General features: G+C 69.0%; 25 protein-coding genes. 16 read left to right on the top strand and 9 right to left on the bottom strand.

The annotated features are described in order from the left end of the window. Window positions 1–47: 47 nt before the first annotated feature. Window positions 48–668 (bottom strand): antibiotic biosynthesis monooxygenase, encoded by a 621-nt coding sequence (locus D3H54_RS16900; RefSeq protein ID WP_149380027.1) that lies wholly within the window; start codon window positions 666–668, stop codon window positions 48–50. A gap of 127 nt (window positions 669–795) precedes the next feature. Here D3H54_RS16900 and D3H54_RS16895 point away from each other — a divergent pair, with 127 nt between their 5' ends. The 7 genes from D3H54_RS16895 to D3H54_RS16865 all read left to right on the top strand — a co-directional run bounded on the left by D3H54_RS16895 (window position 796) and on the right by D3H54_RS16865 (window position 7,815). Further along, complete coding sequence (locus D3H54_RS16895; RefSeq protein ID WP_210419744.1) at window positions 796–1,185, top strand: secondary thiamine-phosphate synthase enzyme YjbQ; 390 nt, start codon at window positions 796–798, stop codon at window positions 1,183–1,185. A 71-nt stretch (window positions 1,186–1,256) separates the two neighbouring features. Beyond that, window positions 1,257–3,953, top strand: a complete 2,697-nt coding sequence (gene alaS / locus D3H54_RS16890; protein WP_149380025.1) for an alanine--tRNA ligase — start codon at window positions 1,257–1,259, stop codon at window positions 3,951–3,953. 5 nt (window positions 3,954–3,958) lie between these two features. Beyond that, window positions 3,959–4,486, top strand: a complete 528-nt coding sequence (gene ruvX, locus D3H54_RS16885) for a Holliday junction resolvase RuvX (protein ID WP_149380024.1) — start codon at window positions 3,959–3,961, stop codon at window positions 4,484–4,486. Further along, on the top strand, window positions 4,479–5,708 hold the full coding sequence (locus D3H54_RS16880) for an endolytic transglycosylase MltG (protein ID WP_149380023.1): 1,230 nt from the start codon (window positions 4,479–4,481) through the stop codon (window positions 5,706–5,708). The genes ruvX and D3H54_RS16880 overlap by 8 nt, the downstream gene beginning before the upstream one ends. A gap of 78 nt (window positions 5,709–5,786) precedes the next feature. Further along, window positions 5,787–6,578: a shikimate dehydrogenase gene (locus tag D3H54_RS16875; protein ID WP_149380022.1), complete on the top strand. Its 792-nt coding sequence runs from the start codon at window positions 5,787–5,789 to the stop codon at window positions 6,576–6,578. A gap of 9 nt (window positions 6,579–6,587) precedes the next feature. Continuing rightward, window positions 6,588–7,016 (top strand): prepilin peptidase, encoded by a 429-nt coding sequence (locus tag D3H54_RS16870; RefSeq protein ID WP_149380021.1) that lies wholly within the window; start codon window positions 6,588–6,590, stop codon window positions 7,014–7,016. Between the two features lie 109 nt (window positions 7,017–7,125). Next, window positions 7,126–7,815, top strand: a complete 690-nt coding sequence (locus D3H54_RS16865; protein WP_149380020.1) for a class I SAM-dependent methyltransferase — start codon at window positions 7,126–7,128, stop codon at window positions 7,813–7,815. Between the two features lie 9 nt (window positions 7,816–7,824). On the opposite strand, the gene D3H54_RS16860 is transcribed toward D3H54_RS16865, so the two are convergent. From D3H54_RS16860 to D3H54_RS16830, 7 genes are read right to left on the bottom strand one after another with little or no spacing between them, the layout of a single operon-like run. Continuing rightward, window positions 7,825–8,622 carry a hypothetical protein gene (locus D3H54_RS16860; RefSeq protein WP_286198902.1) on the bottom strand — a complete coding sequence of 266 codons (798 nt, stop codon included), beginning with the start codon at window positions 8,620–8,622 and terminating at the stop codon, window positions 7,825–7,827. Continuing rightward, window positions 8,619–9,668: a vWA domain-containing protein gene (locus D3H54_RS16855; protein WP_149380018.1), complete on the bottom strand. Its 1,050-nt coding sequence runs from the start codon at window positions 9,666–9,668 to the stop codon at window positions 8,619–8,621. The genes D3H54_RS16860 and D3H54_RS16855 overlap by 4 nt, the downstream gene beginning before the upstream one ends. Then, window positions 9,665–10,663, bottom strand: a complete 999-nt coding sequence (locus D3H54_RS16850; protein WP_149380017.1) for a vWA domain-containing protein — start codon at window positions 10,661–10,663, stop codon at window positions 9,665–9,667. Before D3H54_RS16850 ends, D3H54_RS16855 begins: the two co-directional genes overlap by 4 nt. After that, entirely contained in the window at window positions 10,654–11,127 is a 474-nt protein-coding gene (locus D3H54_RS16845) for a hypothetical protein (protein ID WP_149380016.1), read from the bottom strand. The genes D3H54_RS16850 and D3H54_RS16845 overlap by 10 nt, the downstream gene beginning before the upstream one ends. Continuing rightward, window positions 11,117–11,980 (bottom strand): DUF58 domain-containing protein, encoded by an 864-nt coding sequence (locus D3H54_RS16840; RefSeq protein ID WP_149380015.1) that lies wholly within the window; start codon window positions 11,978–11,980, stop codon window positions 11,117–11,119. Before D3H54_RS16840 ends, D3H54_RS16845 begins: the two co-directional genes overlap by 11 nt. A gap of 3 nt (window positions 11,981–11,983) precedes the next feature. Continuing rightward, a complete protein-coding gene (locus D3H54_RS16835) occupies window positions 11,984–12,985 on the bottom strand; it encodes an AAA family ATPase (protein WP_149380014.1) in 1,002 nt (333 codons plus the stop codon). Between the two features lie 15 nt (window positions 12,986–13,000). After that, window positions 13,001–13,333: a hypothetical protein gene (locus D3H54_RS16830; RefSeq protein ID WP_149380013.1), complete on the bottom strand. Its 333-nt coding sequence runs from the start codon at window positions 13,331–13,333 to the stop codon at window positions 13,001–13,003. A gap of 103 nt (window positions 13,334–13,436) precedes the next feature. On the opposite strand from D3H54_RS16830, the gene aroC reads away from it, so the two are divergent. From aroC to D3H54_RS16805, 5 genes are read left to right on the top strand one after another with little or no spacing between them, the layout of a single operon-like run. Then, complete coding sequence (aroC, locus tag D3H54_RS16825) at window positions 13,437–14,654, top strand: chorismate synthase (RefSeq protein WP_168214893.1); 1,218 nt, start codon at window positions 13,437–13,439, stop codon at window positions 14,652–14,654. A gap of 4 nt (window positions 14,655–14,658) precedes the next feature. Beyond that, window positions 14,659–15,324, top strand: coding sequence for a shikimate kinase (locus D3H54_RS16820; protein WP_149380012.1), 666 nt, complete (start codon window positions 14,659–14,661; stop codon window positions 15,322–15,324). Next, on the top strand, window positions 15,321–16,406 hold the full coding sequence (gene aroB / locus D3H54_RS16815) for a 3-dehydroquinate synthase (protein WP_149380011.1): 1,086 nt from the start codon (window positions 15,321–15,323) through the stop codon (window positions 16,404–16,406). Before D3H54_RS16820 ends, aroB begins: the two co-directional genes overlap by 4 nt. Beyond that, a complete protein-coding gene (gene aroQ / locus D3H54_RS16810; protein WP_149380010.1) occupies window positions 16,403–16,852 on the top strand; it encodes a type II 3-dehydroquinate dehydratase in 450 nt (149 codons plus the stop codon). Before aroB ends, aroQ begins: the two co-directional genes overlap by 4 nt. Then, entirely contained in the window at window positions 16,849–17,727 is an 879-nt protein-coding gene (locus tag D3H54_RS16805) for an MBL fold metallo-hydrolase (RefSeq protein ID WP_149380009.1), read from the top strand. Before aroQ ends, D3H54_RS16805 begins: the two co-directional genes overlap by 4 nt. Here D3H54_RS16805 and D3H54_RS16800 read toward each other — a convergent pair whose 3' ends face one another. After that, window positions 17,728–18,345 (bottom strand): B-4DMT family transporter, encoded by a 618-nt coding sequence (locus D3H54_RS16800; RefSeq protein ID WP_149380008.1) that lies wholly within the window; start codon window positions 18,343–18,345, stop codon window positions 17,728–17,730. 33 nt (window positions 18,346–18,378) lie between these two features. Between D3H54_RS16800 and D3H54_RS16795 the strand changes: the two genes are divergently transcribed. From D3H54_RS16795 to D3H54_RS16780, 4 genes are read left to right on the top strand one after another with little or no spacing between them, the layout of a single operon-like run. Beyond that, the gene (locus D3H54_RS16795) at window positions 18,379–19,473 is read left to right on the top strand and encodes an aminopeptidase P family protein (RefSeq protein ID WP_149380007.1); all 1,095 of its coding nucleotides are present in this window, start codon (window positions 18,379–18,381) and stop codon (window positions 19,471–19,473) included. Window positions 19,474–19,487: 14 nt separating this feature from the next. Continuing rightward, window positions 19,488–20,051 carry an elongation factor P gene (gene efp, locus D3H54_RS16790; RefSeq protein ID WP_149380006.1) on the top strand — a complete coding sequence of 188 codons (564 nt, stop codon included), beginning with the start codon at window positions 19,488–19,490 and terminating at the stop codon, window positions 20,049–20,051. 1 nt (window position 20,052) lies between these two features. Then, a complete protein-coding gene (gene nusB / locus D3H54_RS16785; protein WP_149380005.1) occupies window positions 20,053–20,532 on the top strand; it encodes a transcription antitermination factor NusB in 480 nt (159 codons plus the stop codon). 10 nt (window positions 20,533–20,542) lie between these two features. Then, a complete protein-coding gene (locus tag D3H54_RS16780) occupies window positions 20,543–21,079 on the top strand; it encodes a TetR/AcrR family transcriptional regulator (RefSeq protein WP_149380004.1) in 537 nt (178 codons plus the stop codon). Window positions 21,080–21,095 lie beyond the last annotated feature (16 nt).

Below are 21,095 nucleotides of genomic sequence, written 5' to 3'. Positions count from 1 at the left end.
GAACGGGCCCGGGGCAGGGCCTTAAGTCCCGGGGTTGTCCTCTGGAACTAGGCCAGCTCCGGGACCCGCAGCCGGGCGATCGCCAGCTCGAACTCGCCGACGTCGAGCTGGTCGGCGCCCAGATCGCGCAGCAGTGCGGTCCGCAGCGACCGTGCCGCGTCGCGGCTGCGCTCCAGTGCGTCCTGGCTGTCATACGTGGTCGACACCACGGCACGGCCGGTGGAACGGTCGCACATCATGCTCGTGCTGCAGAACCCGTCGAGCTGCTCGATCTCCGGGAGCACCGTCGTCTTGTAGAACTCGACGGCCTGCTCGAACTGGTCGGGCCTGGCCTGCAGCCAGGTGGCCCGCACACAGGCACCCGCGCCGGAGCGGTGGTCGCGATGCACTGCGGCGATCTCCCACTCGTCCACCGTTGCGGTGGCCCCGAGCACCTGGGCCGCCCGATCGCGAAACAGCCGGACCTCGTCGGCGCTGGAGTGCATGGCCGCGTCGTCCGTCCAGGCGGTGGTGACGATGCAGCGGCCCGACTCGCGGTCGGTCAGCAGTGACATGCCCACACATCCGGTCATGCCCTGCAGAGCCGGCATCACCTCGTCGCGGAAGACCGCGATACCGGCATCGATGGATTCCGGGCGCGCGGCAAACGTGGTAGATCGTGCGTGCACGGTCCACCCCCTTCGACTCGGGGCGGCGCCCCGGTGGCGCCACCGGCACTGTTCACCTTCCTCCCCTCGATATGAGCTGGCAACGGTTTCGGCCAGGTCGCCTAGGCTGGAAACCGTGGACACCGACGTGCTCGACATCGACAGCTCGCGGCGCCGGATCGTCGACCTGACCGACGAGGTGCGGTCGTTCTGCCGCGGCCGCGGTGACGGACTGTGCAATGTGTTCGTCCCGCACGCCACCGCCGGCGTCGCCGTCATCGAGACCGGGGCCGGCTCCGATCACGACCTGCTCGACACCCTGGATCGCCTGCTCCCGCGCGACGACCGATACCGCCACTCGCACGGTTCGCCGGGGCACGGCGCGGATCATGTGCTGCCTGCCATCGTCGCGCCGTCGGTGACCGTGCCGGTGGCCGACGGCACGCCGCTGCTGGGCACCTGGCAGAGCATCGTGCTGGTCGACCTGAACCGGGACAATCCGCGCCGATCGGTCCGGCTGAGCTTCGTCGGCGGCTGAGGAGAAGGCGCCCGGTAATGTGGTGCGGTCGAAGCGTCCGTCGAGCCGCACCCCGAACGCAAGGAAACCCAGTGCAGACACACGAGATCAGGAAGCGATTCCTGGATCACTTCGTGCAAGCGGGCCACACCGAGGTACCGAGTGCCTCGGTGATCCTCGACGACCCGAACCTGTTGTTCGTCAACGCGGGCATGGTGCAGTTCGTGCCGTTCTTCCTCGGCCAGCGCACGCCGCCGTATCCGACGGCCACCAGCATCCAGAAATGCATCCGCACCCCCGACATCGACGAGGTGGGCATCACCACCCGCCACAACACCTTCTTCCAGATGGCGGGCAACTTCTCGTTCGGCGACTACTTCAAGCGCCGCGCGATCGAGCTGGCCTGGTCGCTTCTGACCAAGCCGGTCGAGCAGGGCGGTTACGGGTTCGACCCGGAGCGGCTGTGGGCGACCGTCTTCTACGACGACGACGAAGCCGAGCAGCTCTGGCAGGAGGTCGCCGGACTGCCGCCGGAACGTATCCAACGCCGCGGCATGGCCGACAACTACTGGTCGATGGGCATCCCCGGACCGTGCGGGCCGTGCTCGGAGATCTACTACGACCGCGGCCCGGAGTACGGCGTCGAGGGCGGCCCGGAAGCCGACGAGAACCGCTACATCGAGATCTGGAATCTCGTGTTCATGCAGAACGAGCGCGGCGAAGGCACGTCCAAGGACGACTTCGAGATCCTCGGCCCACTGCCGCGCAAGAACATCGACACCGGCATGGGTGTCGAGCGCATCGCCTGCCTGCTGCAGAACGTCGACAACGTTTACGAGACCGACCTGCTGAAGCCGGTGATCGACATTGTCAGCGGCTGGGCCCCGCGCGGTTACGGCCAGGGCTCGCATGAGGACGACGTCCGCTACCGGGTGATCGCCGACCACAGCCGTACCTCGGCGATCATCATCGGCGACGGTGTCACCCCCGGTAATGAGGGTCGCGGCTACGTGCTGCGCCGGCTGCTGCGCCGCATCATCCGGTCGGCCAAGCTGCTCGGGGTGGAGCAGCCGATCATGGCGGACCTGATGGTCACCGTCCGCGACGCGATGGGCCCGTCCTATCCGGAACTGGTCACCGATTTCGACCGCATCCAGCGCATCGCGGTGGCCGAGGAAACCGCGTTCAACCGGACACTGGCGTCGGGCTCGAGGCTGTTCGAGGAGGCCGCCGCCGCAACGAAATCGGCGGGCAAAACCGTGCTGGGCGGTTCGGAGGCGTTCACCCTGCACGACACCTACGGCTTCCCGATCGAGCTCACTTTGGAGATGGCGGCCGAGGCCGACCTGAGCGTCGACGAGCTGGGCTTCCGTGAGCTGATGGCCGAGCAGCGCCGCCGCGCCAAGGCCGACGCCGCGGCCCGCAAGCACGCCCACGCCGACCTGTCGGCGTTCCGCGAGCTGGTCGACGCCGGGCCGACGGAGTTCACCGGATTCGACGAATTGACTTCTGAAGCAAGAATTCTCGGGATCTTCGTCGACGGTAAGAGGGTGCCGGTGGTAGCGCACGGCGGGCGTGAGCAAGCTGCCGAGCGCATCGAGATAGTGCTGGACCGCACGCCGCTCTACGCCGAGTCCGGCGGGCAGATCGCCGATGCCGGCTCGATTTCCGGCACCGGTGGCAGCGCGTCGGCCAAAGCCGCCGTCACCGATGTGCAGAAGATCGCCAAAACCCTGTGGGTGCACCGGGTCAACGTCGAGTCCGGCGAGTTCGTGGAGGGTGACACCGTCACCGCGGCCGTCGACCCGGAGTGGCGCCGCGGTGCCACCCAGGGCCACTCCGGCACCCACATGGTGCACGCGGCACTGCGGCAGGTGTTGGGCCCCAACGCCGTTCAGGCCGGTTCGCTGAACCGGCCGGGCTACCTGCGGTTCGACTTCAACTACCAGGGCGCGTTGAGCGACGACCAGCGGGCGCAGGTCGAGGAAGTCACGAACGAGGCTGTACAGGCCGACTTCGAGGTGCACACCTTCAACGAGAAGCTGGAGAAAGCCAAGGCGATGGGCGCCATGGCGATGTTCGGCGAGTCCTACCCCGACGAGGTCCGGGTGGTCGAGATCGGCGGGCCGTTCTCCCTGGAGCTCTGCGGCGGCACCCACGTGCACAACTCGGCGCAGATCGGTCCGGTCACGATCCTGGGTGAGTCGTCGGTCGGCTCCGGGGTGCGCCGCGTCGAGGCCTACGTCGGCCTGGACTCGTTCCGCCACCTCGCCAAGGAACGCGCGCTGATGGCCGGTCTGGCCTCGTCGCTGAAGGTGCCCTCCGACGAGGTGCCGGCCCGGGTGGCCACCCTCGTCGAGAAGCTCAAGGCCGCTGAGAAGGAGCTCGACCGGGTCCGGCTGGCCACCGCACGCGCTGCCGCGGCGAACGCCGCCGCAGGTGCCGAGCAGGTGGGTAAGGTCCGTCTCGTGGCGCAGCGGATGTCGGCAGGGATGAACGCCGGTGATCTGCGCTCCCTGGTCGGTGACATCCGCGGCAAGATGGGCTCCGAGCCCGGGGTCGTGGTGCTCATCAGCGAGGGTGACGAAGGCACCGTTCCGTTTGTGGTCGCGACCAATCCGGCCGCGCAGGACGCCGGCCTGCGCGCCAACGAACTCATCACACACATCTCCTCGGCTGTCGACGGGCGGGGCGGCGGCAAGGCTGATCTGGCGCAGGGATCCGGCAAGAACCCAGCCGGAATAGATGCGGCACTGGGGGCGGTTCGCGCAGAGATCGCGCGGAGCTAGCGTCAGTGCTCCCCGCACAGAACCGTGTGCCCAACCGGCCCGGCGCAGACGATCCCGGGCGAGGGCGACGGCTCGGCGTCGACGTGGGCACGGTGCGCATCGGCGTGGCGGTCAGTGACCCCGACGGCATCCTTGCCACTCCGGTGGAGACGGTGCGTCGTGAGCGGACCGGCAAGCATCTGCGCCGGCTGAGCGCGCTGGTCGCCGAACACGACATCGTCGAGGTGGTGGTCGGACTGCCGCGCACACTGGCCGACCGGGCCGGAACGTCGGCGCAGGACGCGGTCGAGGTAGCCGACGCGCTGGCCGAACGCATCGCGCCGGTGCCGGTCCGGCTGGCCGACGAACGATTGACGACGGTGGTCGCCCAGCGGTCGTTGCGGGAGGCCGGCGTCCGCGCCAAGGCTCAACGCGGCGTCATCGACCAGGCGGCCGCGGTGGGGATCTTGCAGGGCTGGCTCGACCAGCGCCGGAACGCCTCGGAGGGGGAAGCGACCCGGGAAACGACGAGCGCCGGGAGCGACGATGCCTGACGGCTATGACGACCGGTCCGGTCCGGTGGCGGTCGGTCGGCCCCGGCGCAAGCTGAGCCGCCTCGAGCGTGTCCGTGCCAAGCGAAACCGCAACCGGCGCAGGATGATCGGCGCCGGGGCGGCTGCCCTGCTGGTGGTGGTCGTGGTGGCGGCGGTGTATCTGGGTGCCAAGCTCTTCAGTGGGGACAGCGGCTACGCCGGCGAGGGCAAGGACGACGTCGTCATCCAGGTGCACGACGGTGACTCCACCACCCAGATCGGTCAGACGCTGCGCGACAAGAACGTCATCTCCAACATCAAGGGATTCGTCGACGCGGCCAAGAACAACGCCTCGATCGCCGCGATTCAACCGGGCTTCTACACGGTGCGGACCGAGATGTCAGCGTCGGCGGCGGTCGATCGGTTGGCCGACCCGAAAAACCGGGTGGGCAAGCTGGTGATCCCCGAGGGTCGGCAACTCGACGACATCGCCGAGGTCGGCTCGGGCAAGGTCACCGACGGCATCTTCACCCTGATCTCGAAGTCCACCTGTATCCCGGCGAACGGTCAGCAGAAATGCGTCGCCGCCGAGGACCTGCGCCGTGCGGCCGAGCAGGCGCCGCCGGCGGAGTTGAACGTGCCGGAGTGGGCTGCGCAGCCGGTGACCGCGCTGGGCAAGAACCACCGCAGGCTGGAGGGCCTGATCGCGCCGGGCACCTGGAACGTCGATCCGTCGGCATCCCCGCAGGAGATCCTGGCCAAGCTGGTCGGACAGAGCGCCGACCACTACGTCGCCGTCGGCCTGCTGGATACCGCCGCGGTGATGCGTCTGTCGCCGTATCAGATCCTGATCGTCGGCTCGCTGGTGCAGCGTGAGGCCAAGCCGCACGATTTCGCCAAGGTGGCCCGGGTGATCTACAACCGGCTGGGCGTGCCGCAGAAGCTGGAATTCGATTCGACGGTGAACTATCCGCTGGACCGCCAGGAAGTCGCCACCACCGACGGCGACCGGGGGCAGGTCACACCGTGGAACACCTACGCCATGGAAGGCTTGCCGGCCACTCCGATCTGCTCGCCCGGCCAGGACGCGCTGGCGGCTGCCGAACGCCCCGAACCGGGGGACTGGCTCTACTTCGTGACGGTGGACACCGAGGGCACCACACTGTTCACCCGGGATTACCAGCAGCACCTGGCGAATATCGATTTGGCACGACGCAACGGCGTGCTCGACTCCGCCCGATGAACGAAGTGAAGAGGGCAAATCGAGCCGGGGCCCGATGAACGAAGTGAAGAGGGCAAATCGAGCTGGAGCACGCTAGTCATGAAAGCCGCAGTCCTCGGCTCGCCGGTCGCGCACTCCAAGTCGCCGCAGCTGCACCTGGCCGCGTACCGGGCGCTGGGCCTGACCGACTGGACCTACGAGCGCATCGAATGCACGGCCGCCGAATTGCCGCCCCTGGTGCGGGGATTCGGTCCGGAATGGGTCGGGCTGTCGGTGACGATGCCGGGCAAGTTCGCCGCGCTCGCGGTCGCCGATGAGCGAACCGAACGCGCGGAACTGGTCGGCTCGGCCAATACCCTGGTGCACACCGGTCGCGGCTGGCGCGCCGACAACACGGACATCGACGGGGTCGCCGGTGCGCTGGGACACGTCCGCCATCTGCGGCGGGCCATCGTGCTGGGGTCGGGCGGCACCGCGCCCGCGGCGGTGGTGGCGCTGGCCGACCTCGGCGTCACCGAGGTCACCGTCGTCGCCCGCAATCGTGACAAGGCGGCCCGGCTGCTGGATCTGGGCCGGGCAGTCGAGGTCACCGCGGACTTCTACGACCTGACCGACGCCGGGCTTCCGGCAGTGGTGGCGACCGCCGATGTTCTGGTGAGCACCATCCCCGCCGACGCCGCAGCCGCCTACGCCGGGGTGTTCGCCGGCGTGCCGGTGTTGCTGGACGCGATCTACGATCCGTGGCCCACCCCGCTGGCCGCAGCCGTGCTGGACAGCGGCGGTGAGGTGATCAGCGGTGTGCAGATGCTGCTGAACCAGGCGTTCAGTCAGGTCGAACAATTCACAGGCCGGCCGGCGCCGCGAGAGCAGATGGCGGCCGCACTGGGCTAACGTCCGCCCATGCGCGCTGTGGTGGTCGGGATCGTGCTGCTGTGGGCGATGGCGTTGACGGTGTTCGACGTGCGCCACCGGCGGCTGCCCAACTTCCTGACGCTCCCCGGAGCGGCCGCGGTTCTAGCTGGTGCTCTGGCGTGTGGTCGTGGGTTACCCGCGCTGGCAGGCGCATTGGCGTTGGCCGCGCTCTATCTTGTTGTGCACCTTGCGGTTCCGACTGGACTGGGTGCCGGTGATGTGAAGTTGGCGCTGGGTGTCGGGGGACTGACGGGCGCTTTCGGATCCGACGTATGGCTGCTTGCCGCTCTGGGTGCGCCGGTGCTGACGGCCGTGCTGGCGGTCGCGGTGGCTGTGCGGGACCGAACAGCGAGCGTGCCGCACGGTCCGTCGATGTGTCTGGCGAGCCTGGCCGCCGCGGCGCTGGTGGTGTTCTGACGCCGACTCCCCACCAGCTCCGAGCAGGTGCCGCCCCGCTTGACAACGTGAGAAGGTCCACACGAAAACCCCGCTCTAGCTGCGGAAATCCGGCGCTACCGTGGAATGCATGACGATCGATTCACTGGACTGGGACGGCGCCTACCGGGAAGACGGATTCTTCGACGGGCCGCCGCCGTGGAACATCGGTGAGCCACAACCCGTGATCGCCGACCTCATCCGGGCCGGCGCGTTCCGCAGCGATGTCCTCGACGCCGGCTGCGGACACGGTGAGGTGTCCCTGGCGTTGGCTGCGGCCGGCTGCACGGTGCTGGGTGTGGAGCTTTCCGAGACGGCGGTGGCATGGGCTCGGCGGTCGGCGGCCCAACGGGGCCTGTCCCGTGCAACATTCGAACAGGGCGATATCACCGCCTTGTCAGGTCAGGACGGACGGTTCTCCAGCGTGGTCGACTGCACGTTGTTCCATGCACTACCGGTGGACAAGCGCGACGCATACCTGAAATCCGTGCATCGCGCCGCTGCCGCGGGCGCCGACTACTACATCCTCGTCTTCGCCAAGGGCGCGTACCCCGCTGAGATGGAGTCCAAGCCCAATGAAGTCGACGCCTACGAGCTTCACGCCGCCGTCGGACGGTACTTTGACGTCGACTTCATTCGCCCCGCGCCCATCCTGGCGAAAGTGGAAGCGCTGCCTGGACTTCCAGATCTGGTGCTGCCTTTCGAGCGAGATGAACTCGGACGGCTGCAGTTCCCGGGATATCTGCTGCACGCGAGGAAGTCCGAGTCCGGTATCGCCTGAGCAGCCGCGTCATCCCGAGTCGCTGCCTGACGATGCGGCGTCGGTGAGCAGCTGACGTAGCCGGTCCATGGGATCGCCGCCACCGAGTTGGTGGGGCGGCGACGGCGGGGCTCCGGGACTGGGCAGCCGGTCGGGTGCGATATCGGACAATCCCTGGCCCGACGGCCCGAGTGCCGGCGGCGGTGTATCGGAATCTGCCGGTGCCGCACCGGCCGGCGGCGGCGGAGGCGGCGGGGGCGGTGGTACGGCATCCAGTTCCGGTGGCGGTGGCGGCGGAACAGATTGCAGTGCAGCGATTTTCGCCGCGAGCCGGGCGTCGGCCTCCGCGCGGACCGTCCGCCGGTCGGGTTGCGGGTCGTCATTTCCGGCGAAGCAGCCCGCGGGCGCCTCGGCGACGGCGCGCAGCGCGCTGCGATACCGTTCGCCGGCTGCGTCGGTCCGGCCCGAGGCGGCCGCAACGTCGCCCTGCGTCTCGCGCACCAGCTCCAGGTTGACGCTCACCGCGCAGGACTGGCCGCCGGCCAGGGCGCGGGAGAATTCGGTGTCGGCATCGGCGAGGCGGCCCTCCAGGACCGCGGCGGATCCCTGTGCGAACGGCGCCTTCGCGGGCTCGATCACATCGAGCACGCCCAGCCTCGACGCGTCGTTCTGCAGCGCCGCTCCGTCGCCCCGGTGAAAATGCGACACCGCCGAGTTGCCCACCACCACAACCGACATCATCTTGACAGCCGCCACCACCGCCAGCAGCACCACCGGGGCCGACCACAGCAGCAGCCGCCGGCGCAACCGCAACCGGCCGGCCGTCACCGCGCCTCCCGCCGCGATGTGCGGTGTCGCCAGAACTCCCGCACCGTCAGATAGATCTCGGGCAGCAGCAGGACGGCGGCCAGCAACGCGAGCAACCAGTACAGCTCGACGCGCTCGGGAGCCGGGGTGGACGATAACGACGCGGCCTCGTTACCGCCGTCGGGCCGCAGCGTCGGCAGGACGCGCGTCACCGGCTGAGCCGGGTCTCGATGCACGTACTGAACACCGAGTTCATCTGCGACACGGCGTAACCGGCCCTCGTCAAGTGTGGAGATCGCCGGTCCGCCGGAGCGGGCATCCGACAGGTAGGTGACCGCGCCGTCGACGTAGGCGCCCGGAATCGGGCCACCGGCCGCGGTGCCGTAGCCGAACACCGCGCCGCCGGACACCCGGTCGCCCGTCTCGAAGCGGGCCTGCGTTGCCGTCGACCCGCCGGCGCCCTCGCCGAAGTAGAACACCAGGTTCCGCGCGCCGGGGTATTGCTGGGTCGCCTGAATGAGTTGGTAGCGCAGCAGATTGGCCGCCGCCCCGGCATTCACCGCAGCGGCGGCATCCGGGGGCACACTCACGTACGGGGAGAGGCCCGCGATCGCGGCCGTCAGACTCCAGACGTCCTCGGACAGCGGCCAGTCGATTTCCGGGTCCGACGCGAAACCGATCACCGCGAACCGTGCCTTCGGATAGGTGTCGACGATCGCCGCCATATCGGCGCGGATACCGGACATCCGCGTCGCCCCGCCGTAGTCGGAGACCCGGGAATCCACGGAGCGGTCGACGACGAAGAACACGTTGGTGTTCACGCCCTGGCTGACGGCGGCCGCATCGCGATCGGGTTGGGCCTGGGCCGGCGACTCGATGCCGGGCCGCGCGGCCGCGACGACCAGCAGCAGCATCGCCACTGTTGTTGCAGCCCAGCGCAACAGCACCGCCCGTCGACGATCGCCGGGGTGGGCCAGGACCGACGACAGGGTGACGGCCCGGGCGCCGACGATGACGGCTGCCAGCACCAGCAGTATGGCGATCGGCAGCACGGGATGCATAGTCATCGGCGCGCCACCACCAGGGCCACGCCCAGCAGGGCGGCGGCCGCCAGCCCGGTGATGAGCAGCGGGCCGGGCTCGTCCGGCAGTTGTCCGCTGATCCGCGCGCCGCCGGGCAGCACCACCGGGGCAGGGTTGGCGGCGATCGCCTGCAGATCATCGGTCAGGGTGGGATCCGAACCGCCCGGCCCGGCGGAGTGATAGCGGAAGAACCGGCCGCCGGTGCGGCCGGTGAGAGCGTCGAGCTCGGCGTCACCGCGCTGGGCGGCATCGCTGACATCCACCCGGGATATGGCGTTCACCTGGATGCCCGCCTTGTCCGCCATGTCGGCCACCTGCTGCTCGGTGAACAGGGTGCGCCCGTCACCGGGCCCGAATGTGCTGGGCCCCAGATAAATCAGCGACCGGCGGTGAGTGGTGGGTTCGGTGCCGAAACCGGTCATGCACAACGCGAGGGTGTCCCGCAGGCTGGGCGCATAGTCGGTGTACGTCACCGACTTGGCGAACTGCGCGGCCTGCTGCGGGGTCGGCGCGCCGTAGTCGCCAAGACGTTGGGCGGCGTACTGATAGTCACGGGTCAGCGGCAGCACTCGCACCGTCGGGGAGGTCAACCCGATCCGCTGGGCGTCGAAAGTCGTTGCCTTTGCGGCGAAGTGATTGAGGAACTGCGCGGTGGTGCCGTCGGTGACCGGCGCCGCGACACACAGCATCACGTCCTCGGGGTGCAGCGCGTCGAATTCCCGCCCCGATCCCGACGGCCGTGCGGCGGTCAACGCGGCGGTCAGGAACAGGGCCACCAGCAGTGCGATCGTCGTTGCCGCCAGGGCGGTTTCGCGCCGCCGGATCCGGGCGTACTCGGGCAGTGCGGTCAGCCGGTCGATGTGGGCCAGCGGCCGCAGCATCCGGTCGGTTTTCGCTGTCGGCAGGGTCACGGCGATCACCACGCAGACGGCCAGGCATGCCACCCCGGTCAGGGCGATCGGCCACCACCTCAGGTCCACGAGCGGATCAACTCCTCGGCTTGCGCGCCCAACCGATCGGGGTCGGCGTCGGTACCGGCGCCGAATCGGGCGTCGCGCAACGCGGCGATCAGCGGGGCTGCCGGCGCCAGCGTCCCCGCCGCGATCTCGTTGACGTGCAGATACTGCGCACGCACCCCGGTGGCCTGATGCAGGAAGCTGCGCACGGTGTGGCTCATCTGGTCGTAGGCCTGCGCATCGGACAACTCGCCGCGGCGTCGCAGGTCGATGATGTGGCGGATGCCGCCTGCGAAGCGCCGCCGCGTCAGCCGGGCATGCAGATCGCCGAACGCGGGCAGCTCGCGAAGCCGGTCGTTGGGTAGGGTCACCACGAAAACCGCCGCATACCAGACGATCACAACCACCAGCAGGACGAGCGCGAGCCACAGCCACCACGACGAGTACGGCGTGGGGCCGCCGACGAAGCGCAACAGGTCACCCGGCACGGGCGAACACCTCCGCCATGGCGGTGAGTCGCGACCGGATCTCGTCGCTGCGCCCGATCGCGGTGAACGGGATCGCGTGGGTGGTCAGGAACGCTTCGAGCCGCGCCCGCCTGCGCTGCTCGGCGCGTCGGTAGGCGACCTCGACCCGCCGGCCCAACCGGGTCCGGCTGGGCACCACCGCACCGGTGGTGACGTCATAGCCGTCGCTGTCACCGCTGACCGCGGGCATGTCGGACACAAAAGCCCACAACACGTCGTGGCGGGCCGCCAACCGGGCGGTGATCTCGTCGAGGCCGGCGGTCACATCAGGCTCGTCGGACACCACGACCACCAACATCCGTCGGCGGTAATGCGTTGCCACATAGCGCAATTGGTCTTCGATGCTGCTCGGCCCCGGGCTGGTGGTGGTGTGCCGGTAAAAGTGGTCGAGCATGCCCTCGATATGTGTCTCACCGCGGCCGGCCCGGATGCTCACACACCCTCGGGCGTCCCCGAACACCATCCCGATCTCATCCGAGCGGCCCAGCGTGATCAACCCGAACGCGCCCAGAATGGCCTCGGCCACATCGCGTTTGGTTTCACCGCCGGCAGCCAGTGCGGTCATGTTCCGGCCCGCGTCGGCAACCAGCAGGATCTTGTGATGCTTCTCGGACACAAAACGCTTGATCAGCACCGTGCCCGATCGCGCGGTGGCCTTCCAATCGATGTCGCGGACGTCGTCGCCCGGCACGTACGGGCGCAGGTCGTCGAACTCCATGCTGCGGGTGTGCAGCAGCGCGTAGCGGCCGCCTTCCAGGAGACCGCGGGTGTCAGTGCCGAAGAACCGCTTGGCCCGGTTGAGATGCTGACCCATGCCTCAGGGCACTCGAACCGCGTGCAGGATGGCGTCGATCACCGTCTCGGAGGTGACGCCGGTGGCGGCCGCCTCGAAGCCGAGGATCAGCCGGTGCCGCAGGATGCGGTGGGCGAGTGTGGCGATGTCGTCGGGGATGACGTGGTTGCGCCCGGAGAGCACCGCGAGCGCGCGGGCGGCCCGGCAGAACGCGATCGTGGCGCGTGGACTGGCGCCGTACTCGACCAGCCGGGCCAGCTTGGGCTCCAGGTACACTTGCGGGTTGCGGCTGACAGCGACCAGTTCGCTGGCGTAGCGCATCAGCGCCGGATCCATCTGCACGCCGCGCACCACCCGCTGCAGGGCGCGGATGTCGTCGAGGCCGACCACCGCGCCGCGGCGACGGTCCTTGTCGAACAGACCGGCGTCCAACCGGTGGATCATCTCGACCTCTTCGGCCACCGACGGGTAGGCCACGACGTCCTTGAGCATGAACCGATCGGTCTGGGCCTCCGACAGCGGATAGGTGCCCTCCTGGTCGACGGGGTTCTGGGTGGCGACCACCAGGAACGGCTCGTCGATGGGGTAGACGGTGCCCGCGATGGTGGTCTGGCGTTCCTCCATCGCCTCGAGCATCGCGCTCTGGGTCTTGGCGCTGGAACGGTTGATCTCGTCGAGCAGCACGATGTTGGTGTGCACCGGCCCCAGCTGCGTGACGAACCGGTTGGTCGCAGCCTCGTACACCTGGGTTCCGATGATGTCGCTGGGCAGCAGGTCCGGGGTGCACTGAATGCGGTGGAAGCCGCCGTGGATGGATTCGGCGACCACGCGGGCGGCCGTGGTCTTGGCCAGCCCTGGCACGCTCTCGATCAGGACATGGCCGCCGGCGGCCAGCCCGATGAGCAGCGATTCCCGCAGGTTGTCCTGCCCGACCACGGTCGCGGAAAAGGCGGCCGACACCGCATCGACGGTGCGTCGGGCATGGTCGAGCGAACGCGGATCGGTCTGCGGTTGTGCGGTGGTCATCGAGTCCTTTCAGGACTAGGCGATTCGGGTGTCGTTATCCGCCGGGGCCGGGAGGGGCTCGCCGAACGGGAAGTCGTATTCACCGTATTCATCCCCTTCCGGGTCGGGCTCCGTTACGTCGCCGGTGACACCGTCGGTGATGTCGGGAGCGAAATTTTCCGGCACCAGCACGGGCGCGACGCCGGTTGACTCCTCGCCGTTGCGCTCCCGACGCAGGTCCGCGGCGACCAGTCCCAGTCCGGCCAGCGCCAACGCGATAACCCCGGCCGCGGCCCAGACGCTGCCGCTGATCAGCGCCACCAGGAACATCACGCAGCCGGCTGCGGCGACGATGACCGCGTTGCGCATGATCTCCTCCCACAGGGCGGGTTACCCGCTGGTTGCGCGGCGAACCCCTGGCGGTGGGAAAGCAGATTGGGTCTGCCGTGACCGACGTGGGAAGATGGGACGCGTGTTGCGATGGACGACCGCCGGTGAATCCCACGGCCGCGCGCTGGTAGCCGTGGTCGAAGGCATGGTCGCCGGTGTCGGCGTGACCTCGACCGACATCGCCGATCAGCTGGCCCGCCGGCGCCTGGGCTACGGCCGCGGCGCCCGGATGAAATTCGAACAGGACCAGGTCACCGTGCTGGCCGGAGTGCGCCACGGCGAGACGCTGGGCGGCCCGATCGCCATCGAGATCGGCAACACCGAGTGGCCGAAGTGGGAAACCGTGATGGCGTCCGACCCGGTCGCCGCCGAGGATCTCGATGTCGCGCGCAACGCGCCGCTGACCCGCCCCCGGCCCGGTCACGCCGACTTCGCCGGCATGCTCAAGTACGGCTTCGACGACGCCCGCCCGGTCCTGGAGCGGGCCAGTGCCCGCGAAACCGCCGCCCGCGTCGCGGCGGGCACCCTGGCCCGGTCCTTCCTGCGTCAGGCCCTCGGCGTCGAGGTGCTCTCCCACGTCATCTCGATCGGGGCGTCGGCGCCCTATGACGGACCGCCGCCGGCCGCCGGCGACTCCGACCGCATCGACGAGAGCCCGGTCCGGGCCTTCGACAAGGACGCCGAAGCCGACATGATCGCCCAGATCGAGGCGGCCAAACGCGACGGCGACACCCTGGGCGGCATCGTCGAGGTCGTCGTCCACGGCCTGCCGATCGGGCTCGGCTCGTTCACCAGCGGTGAGAATCGGCTGGACAGTCAGCTCGCGGGCGCGGTGATGGGAATCCAGGCCATCAAGGGTGTCGAGATCGGCGACGGCTTCGAGACCGCGCGCCGCCGCGGCAGCCAGGCCCACGACGAGATGTACCCCGGCCCCGACGGTGTGGTGCGCTCCACGAACCGGGCCGGTGGCCTGGAAGGCGGCATGACCAATGGTCTGCCGCTGCGGGTGCGCGCGGCGATGAAGCCGATCTCCACGGTGCCGCGGGCGCTGGCCACCGTCGACATGGCCACCGGTGATGAGGCCGTCGCGATCCACCAGCGTTCCGACGTGTGCGCGGTGCCCGCCGCCGCCGTCGTCGTCGAGACCATGGTCGCCCTGGTGCTGGCGCGCGCGGTGCTGGAGAAGTTCGGTGGTGACTCGCTGCAGGAGACGCGACGCAACGTCGAGGGCTACCTGCAGGCTGTGGCTGAGCGCATGCCCGCGGAGACGCGCGAGTCGCCAGTGCGGGCGTCGGGATAGCACGATGACGCCGAAGGCCGTGCTGATCGGATTGCCCGGCTCCGGGAAGTCGACCATCGGGCGGCGCTTGGCCAAGGCGATGGGGGTGGCGATGTTGGACACCGACGCCGCCATCGAGGAGAAGACCGGTCGCACCGTGGCCGACATCTTCGCGAACGACGGTGAGAAGGAATTCCGCCGCATCGAAGAAGAAGTCATCCGCGACGCCCTGGCCACCCACGACGGCGTGTTGTCGCTCGGCGGTGGCGCGGTCACCACCCCAGGGGTGCGTGAAGCGCTGGCCGGGCACACGGTGGTGTTCCTGGAGATCAGTGCCGCCGAAGGTGTGCGACGGACCAGCGGCAGCACGGTACGTCCGCTTCTGGCCGGGCCCGACCACGCCGAGAAGTACCGCACGCTGATGAACGAGCGGGTGCCGATCTACCGTCGGGTCGCCACGATCCGAATCAACACCAATCGCCGCAATCCCGGTGCCGTTGTGCGCCATATCATTTCGCGTCTGGAGAATCCGCAGCCGCCCCGCAGGCGCAGGCCGCCATGGCGGCGTTCATCATCGACGTCCGAAAAAGGTTCCACCCCAACGCCACCGGATGACCCGGTGGAGTCCACCCCGGTCACGCCCGCCACCCCGGCGGCGCTGGCCGCTCGCCGCGCCGGAGTTCGCAAATGACTGAGTCCCTGTCGCCGGTGACCATCGAGGTCGCCGTCGATCCGCCCTACCCGGTGATCGTGGGCACCGGCCTGCTCGGCGAGCTCGGTGAGCTGCTCGGCGGCCGGCACAAGGTGGCGATCCTGCACCAGCCCGTGCTGACCCAGACCGCCGAGGCGATCCGGGCGCACCTGGCGGAGCTGGGGGTCGACGCACATCGCATCGAGATTCCCGACGCCGAGGCCGGCAAAGACCTGCCGGTTGTCGGTTTCATCTGGGAAGTGCTGGGCCGCATCGGAATCGGCCGCAAGGATGCGCTGGTGAGCCTCGGTGGCGGTGCGGCCACGGATGTGGCCGGCTTTGCCGCGGCCACCTGGTTGCGCGGTGTGGACGTCGTGCACATCCCGACCACGCTGCTGGCCATGGTCGACGCCGCGGTCGGTGGGAAGACCGGGATCAACACCGAGGCCGGCAAGAATCTGGTCGGCGCCTTCCATCAGCCGGCGGGCGTGCTGGTCGATCTGGCGATGCTGGAGACGTTGCCGCGCAACGAACTCGTCGCCGGGATGGCCGAGATCGTCAAGGCGGGCTTCATCGCCGACCCGAAGATCCTCGACCTCATCGAGGCCGACCCGCAGGCCGCCGTCGACCCGGCCGGCTCGGTTCTGCCGGAACTCATCCGGCGGGCGATCGCGGTCAAAGCCGAGGTGGTGGCCGCCGACGAAAAAGAGTCGGCGCTGCGCGAAATCCTCAATTACGGGCACACGTTGGGCCACGCCATCGAACGCCGCGAGCGCTACAAGTGGCGCCACGGCGCGGCGGTCTCGGTGGGCCTGGTGTTCGCCGCGGAGCTGGGCCGGTTGGCCGGCCGGCTCGACGACGAGACCGCGGCGCGCCACCGCGCGGTGCTGACGGCGCTGGGCCTGCCGGTGAGCTACGACGCCGACGCCCTGCCCGAACTCGTCGAGAGCATGGCCGGCGACAAGAAGACCCGCTCGGGGGTGCTGCGGTTCGTGGTGCTCGACGGGCTGGCCAAGCCGGGGCGGCTGGAAGGTCCGGACCCGGCGCTGCTGGCAGCGGCCTATGCGGAGGTGGCGAAGTGACCACAGTGCTGGTGCTCAACGGACCGAATCTCGACCGGCTCGGCCGTCGTGAACCCGAGATCTACGGCAGCACAACCTATGACGACCTCGTCACCCTGATCGAGACGCAGGCGACCGAACTGGGACTCACCGCCGTGGTGCGCCAGAGCAACAGCGAAGGCCAGCTGCTGGACTGGTTGCACGCGGCCGCCGACGCCGGCGACCCGGTGATCCTCAATGCCGGCGCCCTGACCCATACCTCGATCGCGCTGCGCGATGCGTGTGCCGAGCTGACTGCTCCGCTGATCGAGGTGCACATCTCCAATGTGCATGCGCGAGAAGAGTTTCGGCATCACTCGTATCTGAGCGGGGTTGCGACCGGTGTGATCGTCGGGCTGGGCGTGCAGGGCTACCTGCTGGCGCTGCGCTACCTGGCCACCCTGGACACCGCGCCCGACCAACCGTGACCAACCGGCTGGCGCTGGGCAGGGCCGGCGTCACACGCGTCGTCGAAACTCAGGTCCAGATGCGGACATCGCTGTTCGCCGACACCCCCGCGCAGGCCTGGGCCGACAACGCAGACCTGCTGGAGCCACACTTCTGGGATCGCGGCGCCGAGCAGTGGCGCATCGCGATGCAGTCCTGGGTGGTGGAAGTCGACGGTCTGGTGGTCGTGGTCGACACCGGGGTGGGCAACGATCGCGACCGGCCGCACATGCCGCCCCTGGACCATCTCTCGACCGACTTCCTCGCCGCGTTCACCGCGGCCGGCTTCGACCCGGCCGATGTCGACATCGTGGTCAACACCCACCTGCACACCGATCATGTCGGCTGGAACACCCAACTGGTCGACGGACGCTGGGTGCCGACGTTCCCCAACGCCCGCTACGTGATGCCCGAAGCCGACTACCGCTTCTTCGGTCCCGGAGGTGACGGCGAAAACGAGGGCATGCGAACGGTATTGGCCGACAGCGTGCTTCCGGTGACCGACCAGATCCAGCTGTGGTCGGGCGACCTGAAGCTCAGCGACTCGCTGCGACTGCGCCCGGCCGCCGGACACACGCCCGGATCCTCGGTGCTGTGGCTCGACGCAGGCAGCCCTGCCGTGTTCGTCGGCGACCTCACGCACTGCCCGATCCAGATCCGCAGGCCCGACGACGCGTGCGCTTTCGACGTCGACCCGGCCGCCGCCCGCGGCACGCGGCGTCGAGTGTTCGCCGAGGCCGCGCAGGCCAAGGCGACGGTCTTTCCCGCGCATTACCCCGGACATGGGGGACCGGTGCTCGTCGCGAGCGACGACGGTTTCGACGTCAGCGGCTGGGCGCCGCTGGACGCGATCTGACTAGGACTTGTCGGACTTGCCCGTCATGTCGATCTGCTCGGTCGGCTCGTCGCGCTCGGCGGTGGCCACCGGCGAGGTGTGCGCCTCGGTGGCCGCGGACTCGTGGCTGAGTCCGGCGATCGGCCCGGTACGGTCCTCGGTCTCGACGGCGTCGAACACGTCGTGCGCCTCGCCGTAACGGCGGCGGGGTTCGTCGGGGCGCTTGCGGTCGACCAGGAAGCGCCCGATCGCCGCGGCGGCGACGGCAGGCACGAACACCATCAGCGCGGTGAACGCCGCGTAGGTGGTCACCTCGCTGATCAGGCCCTCGGCGTACACGTTCTTGTAGAACAGCGAGACGATCCAGGTGATCAGACCGCTCACGATGCCGGCGACCAGTCCGGCCAGCAGCCAGGTCATCGCCAGATCGCGGCGGCGGTCCGGATCAGGGTTGTCGTTGGCGTCGCCGCGGCCGTCGATCAGACCCCACAGGAATGCCGCGATACCGAACACCACGACCAGCACGACGCTGATCAGTGCCGCCTTGGTTTCGTAGATGTTGATCAGCGTGCCCTGCACGATCCGGACGATCACCATGCCGGCGGCGAACGCCAGTCCGCGCAACAACCACGTAGTCATGGTTAGTCAGGGTAGCGAGTACCGTCAGCGACCGTGACACATTCCCAACGTCGGGACCGGCTGGCAGCCGCACTGGCCGCCGACGGACTGGACGCAATCGTGATCAGTGACCTGGTCAACGTGCGTTATCTCTCCGGTTTCAGCGGGTCGAACGCGGCGCTTCTGGTGTTCGCGGGCGACACGCCCGACGTGTTGGCCACCGATTCGCGGTACCGGACGCAGGCCGCACAGCAGGCGCCGGACCTGGAAACCGTCATCGAGCGGGCCTGCGGACGTCACCTCGTGGGCCGCGCGGTGGCCGACGGAGCCCGCCGGATCGGGTTCGAGAGCCACGTCGTCACCGTCGACGGGTTCGACGCCCTGGCGCGCGAAGTCGACGAGCAGCCGACGGCCGAGCTGGTGCGGGCCTCCGGGACCGTCGAGGCGCTGCGCGAGATCAAGGATGCCGGTGAGATCGCGCTGCTGCGGCTGGCCTGCGAAGCCGCCGACGCAGCCCTGGCGGTGTTGGTGAGCAGCGACGGGCTGCGGCCGGGCCGCACCGAGCGGGAGGTCGGCCGCCAGCTCGAGGCGCTGATGCTCGAACACGGCGCCGACGGGCCGTCGTTCGAAACCATCGTGGCCACCGGAGCCAATTCGGCGATCCCACATCACCGGCCGACCGACGCGGTGCTGGCCAGCGGCGACTTCGTCAAAATCGACTTCGGCGCGCTGGTCGGCGGCTACCACTCCGACATGACCCGCACGTTTGTGCTCGGCGCAGCGGCCGACTGGCAGCTGGAGATCTACGACCTGGTGGCGGCCTCCCAGCGGGCCGGCCGCAACGCTCTCGAGGTGGGGGCGGAGCTTCGTGACGTCGATGGCGCGGCCCGGCAGGTGATCGTCGACGCCGGCTACGGCGAGTTCTTCGGGCACGGTCTCGGGCACGGGGTCGGACTGCAGATCCACGAAGCGCCGGGAATCAACTCCGCCGCCGCCGGTACACTGCTTGCTGGCTCCGTGGTGACCGTGGAACCCGGTGTCTACCTGCCCGACCGTGGCGGTGTCCGCATCGAGGACACCCTGGTCGTCGGCGAACGAAGCCCCGAACTACTGACCCGGTTCCCCAAGGAACTGACCGTCCTGACCTAGGAGAACGACCGACCGTGGCATCCACTGCCGATTTCAAGAATGGCCTTGTGCTGAACATCGACGGCCAGCTCTGGCAGATCACCGAGTTCCAGCACGTCAAACCGGGCAAGGGCCCGGCGTTTGTGCGTACCAAGCTCAAGAACGTGCTGTCGGGCAAGGTCGTCGACAAGACCTACAACGCCGGGGTGAAGGTGGAGACCGCGACCGTCGACCGGCGCGACGCCACCTACCTCTACCGCGACGGCTCGGATTTCGTATTCATGGACTCCGAGGACTTCGAGCAGCACCCGCTGCCGGAGCCGCTGGTGGGCCGGCTGGCAGATTTCCTGCTGGAGGGCATGCCGGTGCAGATCGCGTTCAACGAGGGCGCGCCGCTGTACCTGGAACTGCCGGTGACCGTCGAGCTCGAGGTCGCCAGCACCGAGCCCGGCCTGCAGGGCGACCGCTCCAGCGCGGGCACCAAGCCGGCGACCCTGGAAACAGGGGCCGAGATCCAGGTTCCGCTGTTCATCAACACCGGCGACAAACTCAAGGTGGATTCGCGCGACGGCAGTTATCTGGGGCGTGTGAACTCCTGATATGGCCGACCGCAAGGGTGACAAGGGTCGGCATCAGGCGCGTAAGCGTGCCGTCGACCTGCTGTTCGAGGCCGAGGCCCGGGGTCTGACCCCGGCCGAGGTCGCCGAGGGGCGCACTGCGCTGGCCGAGGCCAACGTGGACGTGTCGGCGCTGAATCCGTACACGGTGACCGTCGCGCAGGGCGTCACGGCGAACACGGCCCATATCGATGAACTGATCACCTCGCACCTGCAGGGCTGGACGCTGGAGCGGCTACCGGCCGTGGACCGCGCGATCCTGCGGGTCGCGGTGTGGGAGCTGCTGCACGCCGAGGACGTTCCGGAACCGGTGGCCGTCGACGAGGCGGTCGAGCTGGCCAAGGAGCTGTCCACCGACGACTCGCCGGGCTTCGTCAACGGGGTGCTCGGCCAGGTCATGCTGGTGACGCCGCAGATCCGTGCGGCCGCCGAGGCAGTCCGGGGCCCCAGCCCGGAGGCGTAACCTCCCCGCCATGCTGAGCTCTGCGGACTGGGTCGAAGCCGGGTTCTCATTGCTCGCCGAGCAGGGCGTCAAGGCGCTGACCGTCGGCCGGCTCTGCGAGCGGGTGGGTGCCACCAAGGGCAGCTTCTACTGGCATTTCACCGACCTCGGTACGTATCGGCGCGCGTTGGCCGATACCTGGGCCGAGGTGAACGACACCGACCGTGCCGAGTTCACCCGGCTGGCCGGGCTTGCGCCGCGCGAGCGGCTCAGCCGGATGATGGGAGCCCTTCTGGGGCAACGGCATTGGATGCTGGAGCGGGCGATGCGGGAGTGGGCACGCACCGATGCCGATGTCGCGTCGGCGGTGGCCGCGTCCGATCGGCGGGTGCGCCGTGCGGTGCGGCAGGCCTACCTCGACGACGGGTTCAGCACCGAAGAGGCCGCCGTGCGCGCCGATGCGACGTTCGCCGCCGGTGTCGGATTCCTGCACCTCTCAGCATCGGCGCCGGGCTCGAAAGCTGCTGCGCAGCAACAGCGATTCCTGGACATCATGCTGCGGCACTAAACCATACCAAAAGGTA

The sequence above is a fragment of the Mycobacterium sp. ELW1 genome, assembly GCF_008329905.1.
In the GTDB taxonomy this organism is placed as follows: Bacteria; Actinomycetota; Actinomycetes; order Mycobacteriales; family Mycobacteriaceae; genus Mycobacterium.
Note: the sequence above shows the minus strand (reverse complement) of the source record. Positions and strands in the feature narration are given on the sequence as shown.